General features: G+C 71.9%; 12 protein-coding genes and 1 pseudogene. 5 read left to right on the top strand and 8 right to left on the bottom strand.

Annotation, left to right across the window (positions count from 1 at the left end; genetic code table 11):
• The first annotated feature begins 122 nt into the window (after nt 1-122).
• Together mycP and CRP55_RS56425 are read left to right on the top strand one after the other, a co-directional pair.
• A complete protein-coding gene (mycP, locus tag CRP55_RS00955) occupies nt 123-1352 on the top strand; it encodes a type VII secretion-associated serine protease mycosin (RefSeq protein ID WP_097317540.1) in 1230 nt (409 codons plus the stop codon).
• Between the two features lie 172 nt (nt 1353-1524).
• Nucleotides 1525-2285, top strand: a pseudogene (locus tag CRP55_RS56425) (helix-turn-helix domain-containing protein).
• Between the two features lie 311 nt (nt 2286-2596).
• On the opposite strand, the gene CRP55_RS00945 reads toward CRP55_RS56425, so the two are convergent.
• Genes CRP55_RS00945 through CRP55_RS00925 form a run of 5 tightly spaced genes read right to left on the bottom strand, consistent with a single transcriptional unit; the run spans nt 2597 to nt 7044 of the window.
• Complete coding sequence (locus CRP55_RS00945; protein ID WP_097317539.1) at nt 2597-3775, bottom strand: MarP family serine protease; 1179 nt, start codon at nt 3773-3775, stop codon at nt 2597-2599.
• A 34-nt stretch (nt 3776-3809) separates the two neighbouring features.
• On the bottom strand, nt 3810-4496 hold the full coding sequence (locus tag CRP55_RS00940) for an NUDIX hydrolase (protein ID WP_438865743.1): 687 nt from the start codon (nt 4494-4496) through the stop codon (nt 3810-3812).
• Nucleotides 4493-5032: a TlpA family protein disulfide reductase gene (locus CRP55_RS00935; RefSeq protein ID WP_097317538.1), complete on the bottom strand. Its 540-nt coding sequence runs from the start codon at nt 5030-5032 to the stop codon at nt 4493-4495. The genes CRP55_RS00940 and CRP55_RS00935 overlap by 4 nt, the downstream gene beginning before the upstream one ends.
• Nucleotides 5029-5826 carry an endonuclease III gene (gene nth, locus CRP55_RS00930; RefSeq protein WP_179855024.1) on the bottom strand — a complete coding sequence of 266 codons (798 nt, stop codon included), beginning with the start codon at nt 5824-5826 and terminating at the stop codon, nt 5029-5031. The genes CRP55_RS00935 and nth overlap by 4 nt, the downstream gene beginning before the upstream one ends.
• Nucleotides 5827-5853: 27 nt before the next feature.
• Nucleotides 5854-7044 (bottom strand): CapA family protein, encoded by a 1191-nt coding sequence (locus CRP55_RS00925; protein WP_097317537.1) that lies wholly within the window; start codon nt 7042-7044, stop codon nt 5854-5856.
• 205 nt (nt 7045-7249) lie between these two features.
• Between CRP55_RS00925 and CRP55_RS00920 the strand changes: the two genes are divergently transcribed.
• The 3 genes from CRP55_RS00920 (at nt 7250) to CRP55_RS00910 (ending at nt 11401) form a co-directional block, all read left to right on the top strand.
• Complete coding sequence (locus tag CRP55_RS00920; RefSeq protein ID WP_020515203.1) at nt 7250-7927, top strand: Crp/Fnr family transcriptional regulator; 678 nt, start codon at nt 7250-7252, stop codon at nt 7925-7927.
• Between the two features lie 187 nt (nt 7928-8114).
• Entirely contained in the window at nt 8115-9398 is a 1284-nt protein-coding gene (locus CRP55_RS00915; protein WP_097317536.1) for a carboxyl transferase domain-containing protein, read from the top strand.
• Nucleotides 9395-11401, top strand: a complete 2007-nt coding sequence (locus CRP55_RS00910) for an ATP-binding protein (RefSeq protein WP_097317535.1) — start codon at nt 9395-9397, stop codon at nt 11399-11401. Before CRP55_RS00915 ends, CRP55_RS00910 begins: the two co-directional genes overlap by 4 nt.
• Here the strand turns inward: CRP55_RS00910 and CRP55_RS00905 are convergent.
• The 3 genes from CRP55_RS00905 to CRP55_RS00895 are packed head-to-tail and all read right to left on the bottom strand — an operon-like array spanning nt 11378 to nt 16807.
• Nucleotides 11378-12325 (bottom strand): serine/threonine-protein kinase, encoded by a 948-nt coding sequence (locus CRP55_RS00905; RefSeq protein WP_097317534.1) that lies wholly within the window; start codon nt 12323-12325, stop codon nt 11378-11380. The two genes, CRP55_RS00910 and CRP55_RS00905, sit on opposite strands and share 24 nt — an antisense overlap.
• Before the next feature lie 31 nt (nt 12326-12356).
• Nucleotides 12357-16007: an adenylate/guanylate cyclase domain-containing protein gene (locus tag CRP55_RS00900; RefSeq protein ID WP_097317533.1), complete on the bottom strand. Its 3651-nt coding sequence runs from the start codon at nt 16005-16007 to the stop codon at nt 12357-12359.
• On the bottom strand, nt 16004-16807 hold the full coding sequence (locus CRP55_RS00895; RefSeq protein ID WP_097317532.1) for an MBL fold metallo-hydrolase: 804 nt from the start codon (nt 16805-16807) through the stop codon (nt 16004-16006). The genes CRP55_RS00900 and CRP55_RS00895 overlap by 4 nt, the downstream gene beginning before the upstream one ends.
• Between the last annotated feature and the right edge of the window lie 20 nt (nt 16808-16827).

Here is a 16827-nt window from a genome sequence, read left to right as displayed (position 1 = left end):
CGACTGACATCGACCGATCGCGACCAACGGGCGCGGTTTCGGAGTAATCTGCATCGACCGTCCGGACCGAGAATGGCGATGCGACCGTGAGCGTTGCGAGCAGGAAGTCATGGCGTGCACCCGTGCGTGCGCGCCGGCTGCTGGCCGCCGCCGTCGCCGGGGTCTTCGCGCTGGGCCTCCCGGCCACGCCCGCCCACGCCGAGCCGGCCCCGCTGCTCTCCGATTCGGTGCGCGACGACGAGTGGCACCTGGAGACGCTCGACGTCCCCGACGCGTGGACCTATGCCGACGGTTCCGGCGTCACCGTGGCCGTCATCGACTCCGGCGTCGACGCCACCCACCCCGACCTCCAGGGCCAGGTCCTGCCCGGCCACGACTTCGTCGACCCGCAGGGTGACGGCGACAGCGACCTGGTCGGTCACGGCACCACGGTCTCGGCCATCATCGCCGGCCGCAACGACGATCAGAACGGCGTCGTCGGCATTGCGCCCAAAGCCAAGATTCTTCCGGTACGGGTCCTGGACGAGCAGAACCGCTACGACGACGCCCTGATCGTCGCGCGCGGCGTGCGCTGGGCGGTCGACCACGGCGCTCGCGTCATCAACCTCTCGCTGGGCGGCAACGGCAGCAGCGCCGCCCTGGCCGCCGCCCTCGACTACGCGTTCGCCAAGGACGTCGTGGTGATCGCCTGCACGGGCAACACGAGCGCCTCGTCCGGCACCGACGTGTGGTACCCGGCGCGCGAGCCCGGCGTGCTGGCCGTGGCCGGCACCGAGCGTGATGGCACGTCGCTCTGGTCGGGTTCGATCACCGGCCGGGAAACGGTGGTCACCGCGCCCGCCACCCAGCTGGTCGGCGCCCGCGCCGGCGGCACGTACTGGAAGGTCCAGGGCACCAGCTTCGCCGCGCCGATGGTCTCGGCGACGGCCGCCCTGATCCGCTCGCGCTGGCCCGAGATGCCGGCCGGCGAGGTCATCAACCGCATCATCCGCACGGCGAAGGACCTGGGCGCTCCCGGCCGCGACGCCACCTTCGGCTACGGCATGGTCAACCCGGTGGCCGCCCTGACCGCCTCGCTGCCGGCCGTGCTCGACAACCCGCTCGACACCAACCCGTCGCCCGGCGTCGCCCGCTTCGGCAGCGCCCCGGTCCCCGGCCAGGCCCAGTCGGCCCCCGACGCCCTGACCCCGCTGACCCCGCGCGCCGACGGTCCCGAGTCCGGCGGCGGCGCCGCCCCGATCATCGCCACCCCGGTCTCGTCCCACCACAACTGGTGGGCCGCCGCGATCCTCTTCGTCGTCTCGGCGGTCGCCGCCCTGCTGACGATCCGCCGCTTCGCCGGCACAACCTGACACAGCGAACCCGTCCAGAAAGCAACGCCGCCACAGCTGAGCCGCTCACCGAGCGTCGCTTCGGCGTCGGGCATGGCCGATGACGAGACCATCAGCGCGTTGAGCGGGTCCAGCGCGCGTGCCCTAGGTCTAAAACTGCCGGACCTTGTTGACACTTTCGGGTCTCCTATCCATAGGAGATTTCGTGCCTCCATCGCTGGAACAGAAGCAGGAAGTCACCGGCAACGTCGCCCGGACCTGCCGCTACTACGGCATCAGCCGGCCGACCTTCTACAAATGGCAACGCCGCTACCAAGATGAGGGCCTCGCCGGCCTGCGAGACCGTTCGAGCGCGCCGCATCATTGCCCGAACGCCACCCACGCCGACATCGTGCACAAGATCGTCTACCTGCGGCAGAACTACCACTTCGGCCCAGTCAAGATTCAGATGTACCTGAAGCGGTACCACGACATCACGATCACCAGCTCCGCGATCTACAACATCCTGGTCCGCCTCGGCCTCAACCGGCTGCCCGCCTCCCAGCGCTACACCAGCCGCGAGAAACGCTGGAAGCGCTACGAAAAGCCACTTCCCGGCCACCGGCTCCAGGCCGACCTCAAGTTCATCGACTACGTCCCGCAACGCCTGCCGTTTCGCGTCGAGGTCATCCAGACCGACAACGGCACCGAGTTCCAAACCGAGTTCCACCGGCACGTGCTCGACAAAGGCATCGCGCACACCTACATCAAACCCGCATCCCGCACCTCAACGGCAAGGTGGAGCGCTCGCACCGCATCGACGCCGAAGAGTTCTACCGCATGCTGGACGGCGTCGTCATCGACGACAAGCTGCGTGAATGGGAGGATTACTACAACTACCACCGCCCGCACGGCGCCCTGGACGGTCAGACGCCCTACGAACGCCTTAAGCAGAAGACTCAGACCCAGGTGTAAACGATCTCCGGCAGTTGCACACCTAGGGAACCCGGCTGCGGTCAGGACCTCCAGCTTCCGCGCGGCGGCTCGCCCCCGATGAAGAGACGCTCGACGATGCCGTCGACCAGCGCTTCTTTCTCGGTACGCAGTGATACCGGGCCCGGCGGATCGCCGGGATCCGGCCAGTCTTCGACCGGCGGGGTCTGTTCTTTCGGCTCGGCTGGGACTGCCAGAGGTCGCCTGACCCGCCGCGGTAGGTCAGGCACAGTGGGCCGGGCGCAGTGGATCAGACGCAAATGGGTCAGGCGCAGTGGCTCAGGCGCGGTGGGTCAGGCGCAGTCGCCGGTCTTGACGCCTCGGGTGCGGCTGACGCCGGCTGAGGCGACCGGGGCGGCCTCGGCCGCGGTGAGGGCGAATCCCGTGTTCTTGTCGTCGGCCGCGGCCGCGAAGATCACGCCGACGACCTGGCCGCCGGGGTTGATCAGGGGGCCGCCGGAGTTGCCGCTGCGCACCAGCGAGCGGATCGTGTAGATCTCGCGGGTCACGTCGCGGGCCTCGTAGATGTCGGGGCCGGTGATGTCGCCGACGTCGCGCACCCGGGCCGACTGGGCGTCGTACGGGCCGTCCTGCGGATAGCCGAGGACGATCGCGCTGGCCCCGGTGGCCGCCTGCTTCTTGACGAACGGCATCACCGGCGCGCTCAGGCCCGGCACGTAGAGCACCGCCAGGTCGCGCTCGGGGTCGTAGACGACCACCGTCGCGTCCTCGCGCCGCCCGTTGACCTCGACCGTGACGTCGCGGGTGCCGGCCACCACGTGCGCGTTGGTCATGACGCGCTCGTTGGAGTAGACGAAACCGGAGCCCTCGATGCGCCGGGAGCAGCTCGGCGCCGTACCCAGAACCTTGATGACCGATCTTTTGCTCTTCTGCACGACGGCCGATTTCTTCAGCGCCGGGTCGGGCGCCGCCACCTCCCGGGCCTGCGTGCGGGCCAGGCCGCCGAAGACGTCGGGGAAGCCGTTGGTGTTCAGGGTCTCGCTCAGCGCCGAGGACAGGTCCTGCACCTGCTCGGGCATCAGGTCGTTGACGCCGCGCAGGATCGCGCTGTTGCGGACCTCCCGGTTGAGACCCTCGAACGGGGTGGTGCTCAGCGGCACCGCGATCAGCCAGGCCACGACCAGCACCGACAGCAGCGAGATGACCGCGCCGCCGGCGTCGTCGACCATCTGCAACGGCTTGTTGGTGATGGCCTGGCGCAGCCTTATCCCGACCCAGCCGGCCAGGGTCAGGCCGAGCACCGCCAGCGCGAAGATGACCACCAGGGAGACGACGAGGCGGGCCCAGTCGTCGGTGAACCGTTCGGCGATCAGCGGGCCCAGCTGGAGGCCGATCAGCATGCCGCTGAAGAAACCGCCGAGCGAGAGCGCGCCGATGACGAAACCCTGGCGGTAACCGCTGATCGCGAAGACCAGCATGAGCACGATCAGGAGTACATCGACCACGGGCACTCACTCAGGGTAGAGGCGCTGGGCCAGCACGGACTCACGGCAGAACCTCGTCCGGCCCGCCGGCCCGGGTGGCCGGCACCGGGGCCGCCGCGTCCGGCAGGTCGAGGAGAGCTCCCGGCTCCCACGGTTTCGTCCAGCCACCCATGTCGAGCAACGTCGAGATCACCCCTGCCGTGAAGCCCCAGACCAGCATCCCCCTGACCTGGAAGGCCGGGCCGACCCAGCCGCTGGGATGCCGCACCCGGATACGGTTCGCGGGGTCGACCAGTTCACCGATGGGCAACCTCGCCACATGGGCGACCTCGGCCGGCTGGCGCGGGCAGACCGGGTGGGGGTGGCGCCACCAGGCCAGGACCGGGGTCACCACGAAGCCGCTGACCGGGATGTAGAGCTCGGGCAGCTCGCCCAGCACCTCGGCCGTGGACGGGTCGAGCCCGACCTCCTCGTTGGCCTCGCGCAGCGCGGTGGCCGCGGCGTCGGCGTCCTCGGGGTCGGTGCCGCCGCCGGGGAAGGCGACCTGCCCGGCGTGGTTGCGCATGGTGGCGGCCCGCTGGAGGACCAGCAGGTCGGGCCCGTCGGGTCCCTCGCCGAACAGGACCAGGACCGCGCTGGGCCGGCCGACTCCGGCGGGCGCGCGCAGGGGCGTGAAGTCTTCGGTGCGGGCGTCGGCGACGCGGGAGAGCAGCGGGTCGAACCAGGACGGGAGATCGGCGGGGATCACAGGGCCACCTTCACGTCGAACAGCTTGTCGACCTGCTCGGCCAGGGTTTCAGCGTCCAGGGGAAGGATGTGCATGGTCGACTTGCCGTCGGCGTCAAGAAAGACGGTGACCGGCAGGTTGATGCGCTCCAGCTTGTGCACCAGTTCCTGGTCGGCGTCGAACAGGGTCGGCATCGTGACGCCCTTGCCGGAGGCGAAGTCGGCCCCGTCGGAGCGGCTGTCACCGGTGTCGACACCGATCACCGTCACCTTCCCCGAGTCGGACAGCTTCTGCATGACCGGCAGCTCGGCCCGGCAGGGACCGCACCAGGACGCCCACATGTTGATCACCGCGGGGCCCTTCAAGGAGCGCAGCGATACCGGCGAGTCCCCGGTGAAGCAGGGCAGGCTCAGGTCGGGCAGATCGTTGGGGGACGCCGCGCCGGTCAGTTGGGAGCAGTCATCGAAAGGGGAGGCCACATCGTCGCCGCCGCAGGCGGCGGTGACGGCCAGCAGCAGCACGATCAGCGGCGCCGCCAGCAGGCGCGGGAGCCTCACGGCACGTCCGGGGCGGTCACCGCGGCCGCCGGCACGAGGTCGGGGTCGACGCCGGCCGCGACCGCCAGCTCCCGGGCGCGCGGGCCTTTGAGCAGTTTGGCCGCGGGCGCGGCCTCGGTCGGCCCGGTGCCGTAGGACGGGCACATGGTGGCCAGGGTGCAGGCGCCGCAGGCCGGCTTGCGGGAGTGGCAGACGCGGCGGCCGTGGAAGATCACCCGGTGCGACAGCATGGTCCAGTCGCGTTTCTCGATCAGGTCGGCCACCTGAAACTCGATCTTGACCGGGTCTTCTTCCTGCACCCAGCCGAAGCGGTTGGTCAGCCGCCGGAAGTGGGTGTCGACGGTGATGCCGGGGACCCCGAAGGCGTTGCCCAGGATCACGTTCGCCGTCTTGCGCCCGATGCCGGGCAGCGACACGAGGTCATCGAGCTTGTTGGGCAGCACGCCGTCGTAGCGCTCGACGAGCGCGTTGCCCAGCTTGATCAGCGAGTCGGTCTTGGCCCGGAAGAAACCGGTCGGGCGCAGCGTCTCCTCGAGCCGGGCCCGGTCGGCCGACGCGTAGTCGGCCGGCGTCCGGTACTGCGCGAACAGCCCGGGCGTCACCTGGTTGACCCGCACGTCGGTGGTCTGCGCGGACAGGACGGTCGCGACCGCGAGCTCGAGCGGGTTGGTGAAGTCGAGCTCGCAGTGCGCGTCGGGGTGTGTCTCGGCGAGGACCCGGGCCATCTTGCGCGCCCGCCTCTTGCGCCCGATGGGCGTCTCCCCCGCGAACCGCTTGACCGACCGCACCACCAGATCCACCGCTAAAGAGTACGTCGCCCGTCACCCCGCGGGCTTGATCGTGCCGTCCTCGCCGATGCTCGCCGCCGTCGCGCCGAAGTCGGCCTTGCTGAGCTGGGCGACCATCTTGCGGCTCTGCTCGTTCGCGGTGTCCCGGGTCGGCAGGCCGTTGCTGTTCATGTACGAGGAGAACAGCTTCCCACCCGCGTAGGAGCCGTCCTTGCCAAGCGTCACCTGCAGGATCGCGCCGTACTTGAGCACGCCGGTCCGGCTCAGCGTCTTGCCGCCGCCGGCGAAGTTGCCCAGGCTGTAGGCGATCAGCTTGCCCTTGTAGAACTCCATACCCCGCAGCACGTGCGGCCCGTGGGCGATGATGACGTCGGCCCCGGCGTCGATCATGGCGTGGCTGAACTTGATCGGGTCGCCCCGGCTCTCGCCGAAGAAGATCTCGGTGCCCGGCTTGACGTGCGTCTTCTCGGCGCCCTCGGCGCCCAGGTGGGCCTGCACGACGACCAGGTCGGCCTCGCCCTTGGCCTTCTCGACGAGCGCCGCCGCCCCCTCGACGTCGTTCAGGTTGTTCAGGCCCGTGTACGGCGCGAAGCCGACGACAGCGACCTTGACGCCCTTGACGTCGACGACGGTGATCTCCTCGGAGTTGCCGGTCGCCTTGATGCCGGCCTCGTCGAGGGCGGCCCTCGTGTTGGCCGCGCCCTTGGCGCCGAAGTCCTTGGCGTGGTTGTTCGCCGTGTTGACGAGGTCGAAGCCGGCGTCCTTGAGGTGCTGGACGTACGACGGCGGCGAGCGGAACGCGAAGCAGTTGCCCGAGCCGGGCCCGCACTTGGACGTGCCGGTGTCCTCGGTCAGTGGCTGCTCGAGGTTGCCCATGACCAGATCGGAGGCGAGGCTCGCCTTCACCGAGTCGAAGAAGCCCTCGCCGTTGTTCGGCGGCATCTTGCTCGGGGCGTTGCTCATCATGATGTCGCCGGTCGCGGAGAGTGTGATGGTGTCTTCCGCCACGACCTGACCCGACTCGGTGGTGGGCGCCGGCTTGCCTGAGGCGGGCGCCGCGACGGCTCCGGGCTGCTGCCATTTCGAGTCGGCGGAACCGTCGTCGCGATTCGCGAATGCGACACTTCCGGCAGCTATACCGGCCAGCGCCGCCAGGACAATCGTGATTGTCAGGACAGGGCGGCCGAAAAGACCCTGCCTTCGATGCGGGGGGTGGGAATTCATCGACCGCGACGATACCTTCGGGTTGCTACGCGGACGACCCGTCGAATGGCTCGTCGTCGCCCACCTGAAGCGACGAAATGCACAGCCCGTCACGGTCGGAACGGTTACCCTGCGGTATTCAGATCGAGGGGTGCCCGCCCGATTCCCGCCCGCGTGCGCCTAGACTGATCGAGCGCAGGCGTTGCGCGTGTTCGGAGGTGCGCAGATGGATGAGGTACTGGCGCGCAGCGGAATCTTCCAGGGTGTTGACCCGGAGGCGGCCGAGGCGCTCGCCAAGGAGATGGACACGGTCGAAGTCCGTAAGGGCGACGTCCTGTTCAACGAGGGCGAGGCCGGTGACAGCCTGTACATCGTGCTGTCCGGCAAGATCAAACTGGGACGCCGTGCCGCGGACGGCCGGCAGAACCTGGTTTCGATCATGGGCCCCTCCGACATGGTCGGCGAGCTGTCCCTGTTCGACCCCGGTCCCCGCACGGCCACCGCGACCGCGGTGACCGATGCCCGGCTGGCCCGGCTCAAGAAGACGTCGCTCCGCCCGTGGCTCAACAACCGCCCGGAGATCGCCGAGCAGCTCCTGCGGGTGCTGGCCCGTCGTCTGCGGCGCACGAACGACGCGCTGGCCGACCTGATCTTCACGGACGTGCCCGGCCGCGTGGCGAAAAACCTGCTCCAGATGGCCGGTCGTTTCGGCACCCGCGACGGCGGTGTGCTGCGTGTCACCCACGACCTCACCCAGGAGGAGCTGGCCCAGCTGGTCGGCGCGTCCCGCGAGACGGTGAACAAGGCCCTGGCCGACTTCGCCTCCCGCGCCTGGCTGCGGCTCGACGGCAAGAGCGTCATCATTCTCGACCCCGAGCGTCTCGCTCGACGGGCTCGGGTCTAACAGCGGCGTGAACTTCGAGGGGCTGCCCATCGGGCAGCCCCTCAAACGCGTGCATAACCCCTGAAAAGGCTACAAAGCCGCGGCTTTCGCATCCGTGTCGCACCCGCTCGACCACTCGTTGTGGAGGTGGTCGAGAGGCACCGGCGGATACGAGAGGCGCGGCTTTGAACATGGCAGGGGTTCCATCGTGACCGTGCTGGACACTGCCCTCGACGCGCGCACCCCCGGCTACCTCGAGGGCTGCGGCACCGCCACGGACCGGCTGGCCCGGCTCGAGGCCGCGCTGGAGGAGGCCCGGGCCGGCGGCGGCGAACGGGCGGTCACCCGCCACCACGCGCGCGGCAAGCTGCTGCCCCGCGAGCGCATCGAGATGCTGCTCGACCAGGACGGCCCGTTCCTCGAGCTCTCGCCCGTGGCCGGCTGGGGCACCGAGTTCCCGGTCGGCGCCGGCGTGGTCACCGGCATCGGCGCGGTCGAGGGCGTCGAATGCATGATCATCGCCACCGATCCCACCGTCGACGGTGGACCGGTGAACCCGTACGCCGTCGAGAAGATCCGCCGGGCCGCGCGGATCGCCTCGTGCAATCGGCTGCCGCTGGTGAACCTCGTCGAGTCGGCCGCCGAGACCGCGCCCGGCGGCCCGCAGCCGCGCGGCGGCATCGCCCGTGACCTGAGCCGCCTGGCCGCCGACCGGGTGCCCGCGATCTGCGTGGTCTTCGGCCCGGCCGAGGGGATCGCCGCTTATCTGCCCGCACTCTCCGATTACACGATCACGGTCAAGCCGCAGCCGGCCCGGGCCACCAAGGACGTCGCCGATCAGCTGGCCGAGGACGAGCGGGACGGGCTGCGCCTGGCCCGGCAGTGCGTGCGCCGGCTCAACTGGCGCAAGCGCGGCCCGCGCCCGCGCAGCTTCCCGCCGATCGAGCCCAAGTACGACGCCGAGGACCTGCTCGCCCTCACCACCCTCTACGACCCCCGGGAACTGCTCGCCCGCATCCTGGACGGCAGCGACTTCGACGAGTTCAAGCCCGCGGTCGGCACCGCCCTGCTGGCCGGCTGGGGCGAGCTGCACGGCTACCCGGTCGGCGTGCTGGCCGCCTCGGGCGCGCCGCACACCCCGGCCGAGACCCAGAAGGCCGTGCACTTCATCCAGCTCGCCAACGCCACCGACACGTCGCTGCTGCTGATTCAGCACGACGAGACCGCCGAGTCGTTCGGCCCGGGCGAGATCGACGCGCTCGCGCACTCCACAGTGCCGCTGTTCGCCCTCAACAGCGGCCGCACCGGTGACCCCCGCTTCGCGTTCAGCTGGCCGGCCGACGGCCCGGTGGCGAACGGCGACGACGACGGCACCATCGACCCCCGCGACACGCGTACCGTCCTCGGACTCTGCCTCTCCGCCGCGCACAGCGCGGCCGTCGAGGGCGCCGGGCACATCGGCGTGTTCCGACCCGGAAAGGTAGACCAGTGATCCGACGTCTTCTGGTGGCCGACCGTGGTGAGATCGCCCGCCGGGTGTTCGCCACCTGCCGCCTCGTCGGCATCGAGACGGTCGCCGTCTACTCCGACGCCGATTCCGACGCGCCGCACGTCGGGGAGGCGGACTACGCCGTACGCCTCGATGGCGGCACGCCCCGGTCGTCGTACCTGCGCGGCGATCTGATCATCACCGCCGCCCAGCGCTCGGGGGCGAACGCCATCCACCCCGGCAACGGCGAGCTGGCCGAGGATCCCGACTTCGCCTCGGCCGTGGCCGACGCCGGCATGATCTGGGTCGGCGCGCCGGCCAAGACGCTCGGCATCCTGCGCAGCAAGACCGAGACGAAGGCGCTGGTGGCCGAGGCCCGGGTGCCGGTCCTGCCGAGCTACACCGACCCGGCCCAGGTGCCCGGCTTCCCGGTGCTGATCAAGCCGGACACCGGCAACGGCGGCACCGGCCTGCGCGTGGTGCGCGACGCGACCACGCTGGCCGAGGCGATCGCCTCGACCCGCCGCGAGGTGGGCAGCGAGGTCTACTGCGAGCCGTACGTCGAGGACGTGCGCCACATCGAGGTGCCGATCCTGGCCGACGAGCACGGCGCGGTGGTGCCGTTCGGCGAGCGCGAGTGCTCGATCCAGCGCCGCTACCAGAAGATCGTCGAGGAGACGCCGTCGCCGGCCGTCGACCCGGGGCTGCGCGAGGAGCTGTGCCGGGCCGCGATCGTCGCCGTGCGCGCCCTAGGCTACGTCGGCGCGGGCGCGGTCGAGTTCCTGCTCGACGCGCGCGGCGACTTCTGGTTCATGGAGCTCACCCCGACGTTGCAGGCCGACCACGCGGTCACCGAGTGCGTCTCCGGCTACGACCTGGTCCGCCTCCAACTGCTGGTCTCCGAGGGCGGCAGCCTGCCGATGCCGGGCCCGCCGCCGATCCGCGGGCACGCCATCGAGGTGCGCGTGTGCGCCGAGGACCCGGCGTACGCCTGGCTCCCGGCCACCGGCACGCTGCACCGCTTCGCCGTGCCGGACGTGGCGAGCCGGTTCCGCCCGCTGCCCGCGCCCGGCCTGCGGCTGGACGCCGGCGTCGAGGACGGCTCGGTGATCGCCGCCCACCAGGACTCGACGCTGGCCAAGCTGGTGGCCTGGGCGCCGACCCGGCAGGAGGCGGCGCGGATGCTGGCCTCCGCGCTGACCCGCTCGCAGATCCACGGCGTGGCCACCAACCGCGATCTTCTGGTACGGGCTCTGCGGCACCACGCCTTCCGCACGGGCGACGTGGACACCGGCTTCCTCGACCGGCGCCCGGAGGTGTTCGCCCCGCTCCTGTCGGCGGTCGACGCCGTACGGCTGTCGTGCCTGGCCTCGGCCCTGGCCGGAGCCGCGGCCCGCCGCGCCGAGGCCGCCGTCCTCGCGGCCGTGCCGTCCGGATGGCGCAACGTGCCCTCGGGCTCGCAGACGGCCGTCTACGACGGACCGGCCGGCCCGGTCGAGGTCGGCTACCGGATGAACCGGCACGGCGAGCTGGCCGGCTGGTGGGTGCGCACGGTGGACCCGGAGGAACTCGACCTGGCCGGGCTGGGCCAGGCCCCGGTGGTCGCCGACTATCCGGAGACCGTGGTCGTGCGGGCCGGCGACGAGCAGGTCGTGCTCGACGTCAATGGCATCCGGCTGACCTTCAACGTGCACCGGGTGGGCGAGGTCTCGTACGTGGACAGCCCGGAGGGCTCGGTGGCGCTGCGGGAGCTGTCGCGCTTCCCGCTCCCGGCGCCCGACGCGGTGGAGGGCTCGCTGATCGCCCCGCTGCCCGGCGCCGTCCGCCGGGTGCTGGTCGTGCCCGGTCAGCGGGTGCGCGCCGGGGAGCTGCTGCTCACCCTGGAGGCGATGAAGCTGGAGCATCCGGTGCACGCGCCCAGCGCCGGGGTGGTGGCGTCGCTGCCGGTGCACCCGGGCACCGAGGTGGACACCGGCGAGCTGTTAGCGGTCCTCGCTCCCGAGTAGGCCGAACAGCCACTTGCGCTTGGTCTGCTTGACGGTGCGCACGGTCGGCGTCTCGTCGCCGTGCGAATATCGCGGCGGCGGGATGTGCTGCGACGGGCCGTCGAGCTGCACGGCGGTGAGCAGGTCGCGCAGCTGCCGTGCGGTCGGCCGCGAGTTGGGGTCGTTGGCCATGCCGTAGCGCAGCACCTGGGTGAGCTGGGGCGGCACGCCGGGCAGGTCGGGGATGGGCTGGTGGAACAGGTCCATCAGGGTGATCAGGCTGGGGCTGCGGTCGCCGTCCCAGCGCGGCGGGCGACCGCGCATCACCGCGTAGAGGGTGGCGCAGAGCGCGTAGACGTCGACCGCGTCGGACGGGTCGTCGTGCCGGAACATCTCGGGCGGCGCGTAGGCCGGGGTGAGCACCTCGAGGGTGACCGACGAGTCGCGCATCTCGCCCAGCACGGCCAGGCCGAAGTCGGCCAGCACGGCCGAGTTGAACTCGGAGTAGAGGATGTTGGCCGGCTTCACGTCGCGGTGCAGCACGCCGTTGGCGTGCGAGTGGATCAGCGCGTCCGAGATCTTGATGCCGAGGTCGCGGGCCTCCTCGGCGTCGAGCGGGGCCCGGCGCATCCGGTCCAGGTACGACCCGTCGCACAGCTCCATGATCAGGTAGGGGTGCTGGTCGACGGTGACGCCGACGTCGAAGAGGTCGACCACGTGCGGATGGGACGACATCTTGCCCGCGGCGCGCGCCTCGCGGAGGAAGCGGGCCTGGTCGCGGTCGCTCTCGAGGCGGCGATTTTCCACCTTGATGGCGACCTCACGGCCGACCGAGTCCTGCATCGCCCGATAGACGGTCGCGTATCCCCCACGGGCCATGACCGACAATCCGGACATGCCGGGCACGTACGGGACCGGCAGTGCTCCGCGAGGTGTCTCGGTCATGAGTCTGAAAATATCCCAGAGGGCCCGGAGATCATCCGGGCACGTCGGACGCGTACGCGACAGTTTCCGGCGGAGGCGGCTCCGAGCCCGCCGACGTGAGCGCGTCCCGCAGATCCTCGGCCGCGCAGCGCTCACTCGTCTGCTCGGTCGAGGACGCCAGCCGGACCGCTTCCTCGGCCGCCTCCCGCGCCTCGTCGTAGCGCTGGGCCGCGGCCAGCACCCGGGCGTGCACCATCGCGGCCAGCACGCCGCTGCGCACGTCCTCGGCCGGCACCTCGCGGGCCCGGCCGATCCACGTCATCGCCGTCTCGACACGGCCGTCGGTCAGCAGCGCCCCCGCGTACGAGGCCAGGGCGTGCCGCCGCGAGAAGAGCAGCGACGGCGTGCCGGTGTCGGTGGCGATCGGCGCCAGCAGGCCGATCGCGGTCGCCGCGTCACCCGCCCGCAGCCGCGCCTCGGCCAGCAGCACCCGCGGGCCGACCTGGGCCGGCGCCAGCGGGTTGTGCGGCTCGACCGCGGTCATCACCCGGCGCGCGTCGGCCTCGGCCTGCGCCAGGTCGCCGCGGTGGATGGCCACGAAGCCGCGCAGCGTGCCGGCCATGCCGAGCAGCAGCGGGTGACCGGTCTTGTCGGCGTACCCGAGCGCGTCGGTCAACAGGTCGAAGGCGTGGTCGAACTCGCCGAGCCCGCGGGCGATCGCACCCCGTACGACCAGGGCCAGACCCCGGCCCCAGTCGTCGGCCACCGCGTTGAAGTCCCGATAGGCCCGGCGGGCCTCGCCGTCGGCCTCGGCCAGTTCGCCGAGCTCAGCCGCCGCGTACGCCTCCACGGCCCGCAGCGTGCCCACCGCCCAGCCCTCGCCGACCCGGTCGCCGAACGGCAGGAAGACCCGGGCCAGCCGCCGCGACTCCTGCAGGCGCCCGGCCAGCAGCCGGGCGAACGCCGTGGTGCCGCGCAGCCAGGACCGGCCCACCGGGTCGCCCAGCTCGGCGAAGAGCCGCGCCGCCCGGCCGAGCACGGCGTCCGTACCGGCGAAGTCACCTCGGGTCGTGGTCACCCAGGCCAGGTTCTGCAGGGCCCAGGCCTGGCCGTGCCGGTCGCCGGCGGCCAGCGTGACCTGGTAGGCCGCGGCGAACCGGCTGCTGGCCTGGCTGAGCCGCCCGGCCAGGAAGTCGGCCATGCCGAGCCGGCGCATCGCGTTCGCCCGCTCCGGCAGCAGCTCGGCCTCGGTGGCGACCTCGAGCGCCTCCTGCCAGACCGCCACCGCCTTGTTCGTGTCGCCCAGCGCCTCGTGGGCGCGGCCGACCACGAGCAGCGCCTCGGCCTTGCTGACCGGCTCGTCCCCGGCGCTCACGGCGATCTTCTCGCCGTACTCCAGCGCCTCCTCGGCCCGGCCCAGCCGCAGCAGGGCCCGGGCGTAGACGAGCTGGTCGGGCAGGGGCAGCACGCCGTCGGGCTCGAGGTGGGCGGCGCGCTCCGCGTACTCGATCGAGGCGCCGGGCTCGATGTTGGCCAGCGCCCGCCGGGCCATCCGGCCCAGCGCGGCCACACCCAGCGGCGCCACGTCACGCACGGCCGCGTCGGGCCGCAGGCGCACCGCGTCGGCCAGGTCGACCGCGCACTCGGCGTGGGTGGCCACGAACGCGTCCCGCTCGTTGTCGTTCAGGCTGAGCCGGCTCGCGCTGTCGTAGCCGAGCCGGTCGATCGCCTCGGGCGCCGCCCAGTTGGCCAGATAAGCGTGCCGGTCGGCCAGGTCGGCCTTGCCGATGCCGGAGTAGGCGGCCTCGCGCATCAGCGGGGTCGTGAAGGCGTAGCCGCCGCGGACCCGGTGCAGCATGCGGCGCTGGAGCAGCTCGTCGACCGAGCGCTCGAGCTCGACCGCGGCCACCGCGCCGGGCCGGGCGTCGCTGGCCGCCCGGCGCTCGCGCAGCGCCTCGACCACACCCGAGGGCACGGTGTCGCCGACGACGGCCGCGTCGCGCAGCACCGACCGCGGCTCCGGCGGCAGCGCGTCGATGCGGGCCGCCAGCACCGCGGCCAGGTCGCGGGAGAGCAGCTGCCGGCCGAGCGAGCCGTCGGCCAGCATCCATTTGCCGGCCGCATTGGCCCCGACGGCCGGGGTGAGCGCGCCCCGCTCCATCAGCAGCGTGACCATCTCGGCCAGATAGAACGGGTTGCCCTGTGCCGTGGCGAGCAGCCGGTCGGTGTCGGGCTGCGGCAGCTTGCCGCCGTTGAGATAGGAGGTGAGCAGCCGGGACGCGTCCGCGCCGCGCAGCGGCGGCAGCGTGTGCACCTCGGCGTCGGCCAGCCGGGTCAGCGCGCCGGCCGTGCGCACCAGCTCGGGCCGGCCGAGCAGCAGCACCACCACCGGGCCGTCGAGCAGCGACAGGGTGCGCCCGAGCGCGTCCACGGTCGACGCCGTGGCGTCGTGCAGGTCGTCGACGATGACCACCAGCGGGGTCTCGGCGGCCAGGGCGGAGAGCAGCTCGGCGACCGCGGTCGAGATCGCGTCGGCGTCGAGCCGCTTGGTGGGCTGCCAGTCGGCGCTGGCCGCGGGCCCGACCGGGTTGGCCGGCGCCTCGCCGTAGCCGAGCAGGGCCAGCAGCCGGTCGATGTCGAGCCGGACCGGATCTCCGTCGCGGCCCAGCCGGTTGGCCAGCTTGCGCAGGCGCTCCTCGACGACCGTGCGGCCGACCGTGGAGACCACGTCCTTGGGCAGGCCGACCGACTTGCGCACCAGGTCGGCCAGGGGCGCGAACCGGCGGCGCTCGCCGAACGCGCGGCACCGCACCCGCAGCACCCGGGCCCCGGCGTGCGCCGCGTACCGCCCGTTGCCGACGTCGTAGCCGGCCGCGAGCCGCTTGACCTCGCCCGCGAAGCGGGACTTGCCGATGCCGGCCTCGGCCGTCATCACCATGACCCGCGGCGTGCCGGCGTCGATCGCCTCGGCCAGCCGGCCGGCCACCCGGCCGAGCTCGGTCTCGCGGCCGACGAACGGCGCCTCGTCGCCCAGGCCCGAGCGGGTGCCGGGCGCGTCGTGCAGGCCGAGCAGCTCGAACGCGGGCACCGGCTCGCGCTTGCCCTTGAGCCGCAGCGGGCGCAGCTGCCGCCAGGAGGCGATGTGCCGGGTGCCGCCGCTGGTCCGTGAGCCGGCGTAGACGGCGCCGACCGCGGCCGCGTCGGCCAGCCGGGCCGCCGTGTTCACGGTGTCGCCGATGACGGTGTATTCGATGCCGGCCTGCATGCCGGCGACCACCTCGCCGGTGTTGAGGCCGACCCGCAGGCCGAGGGGGGCGCCACCACCGCGCTCGTCGTCCAGCACCCGCCGGACGGCCCGCTGCATGCTCAACGCGGCGCGCACCGCGCGCTCGGCGTCGTCCTCGTGCGCCACCGGGGCGCCGAAGACCGCCATGATGCCGTCGCCGGTGAGCTTGTCGACGTGGCCGCCGAACGTCTTCACCGCGCCGGCCAGGGCGGCCAGCACCCGGTCGGTGACCGCGCCGACCCGTTCCGGGTCGAGGTCCTCCGACCAGGAGGTGAAGTCGGACAGGTCGCCGAAGAGCACGGTCACGATGCGCCGCTCGGCCGCGGGCAGGGTCGCCGCGGCCGGCAGAGCGGCGCCGCAGTTGTGGCAGAAGCGGGCGCCTGGAACGGCGACGGTTCCACACACAGGACAGGTCACAGCCGATCCAACCCGCCTGCGAGTGTTCCTGATTCCCGGTTTTTGTGATTGAGGTAATCGAGTTGGGCCGCGGCCGACCAGACCGCCGCGAACCGGACGGCCGGATCGATGTCGGGATAGACCAGGTCGACCACCTGCTCGGGCGTCTCGGCGTCGGCTCGCATCGCCGCCGTGACCTGCGCCAACCGCTCCTCGCGGTGGGACAGGTATTCCCGGGCGATCAGCGCCACGTCGTCCCGCGCCGGCCCGTGACCGGGCAACATCAGGAATTTCTCGTACGAGCTGAGGCGTCGGAGACTCGACAGATATCTACCGAGGTCACCGTCGGGGTGCGCCACCACTGTCGTGCCGCGGCCCAGGATCGTGTCGCCGGTGAAGACCGCCTCGCCGTTGACCACGAAGCTGACCGAGTCGGCCGTGTGGCCCGGCGTGGCCAGCACCTCGACGTCGAGGCCGTCGACGGCCAGCCGCCCGTCGCTGATCATCGGCTCGGCCGGTATCGCGTGGACCGGGTCGGCCGCCAGCACCGGTGTCCCGCCGAGCATCTCGGACAGCCGGGCCGCACCCTCGACATGGTCATGGTGACCGTGAGTAATCAGAATCGCCTGAAACGGACCGTGACCGGCGATGCGGGACAGGTGTCCCTCGTCCAGCGGGCCGGGGTCGATCACGATGCCGCGGGTCTCGCCGGGCGCGCGCAGCACCCACGTGTTCGTGCCGTCCAGCGTCATCGGGCCCGGGTTGGGCGCGCGTAACAGCGTCACCCACCCCGGCAGGCCGTTCGGCGCAGCACCCCCCATGCGCGAAATCCTACGTCGCG

Source organism: Paractinoplanes atraurantiacus, from assembly GCF_900215205.1.
GTDB classification, from domain to species: domain Bacteria; phylum Actinomycetota; class Actinomycetes; order Mycobacteriales; family Micromonosporaceae; genus Actinoplanes; species Actinoplanes atraurantiacus.
The sequence above is the reverse complement of the archived record's forward strand: the minus strand, read 5'-3'. Positions and strand labels throughout refer to the sequence as shown.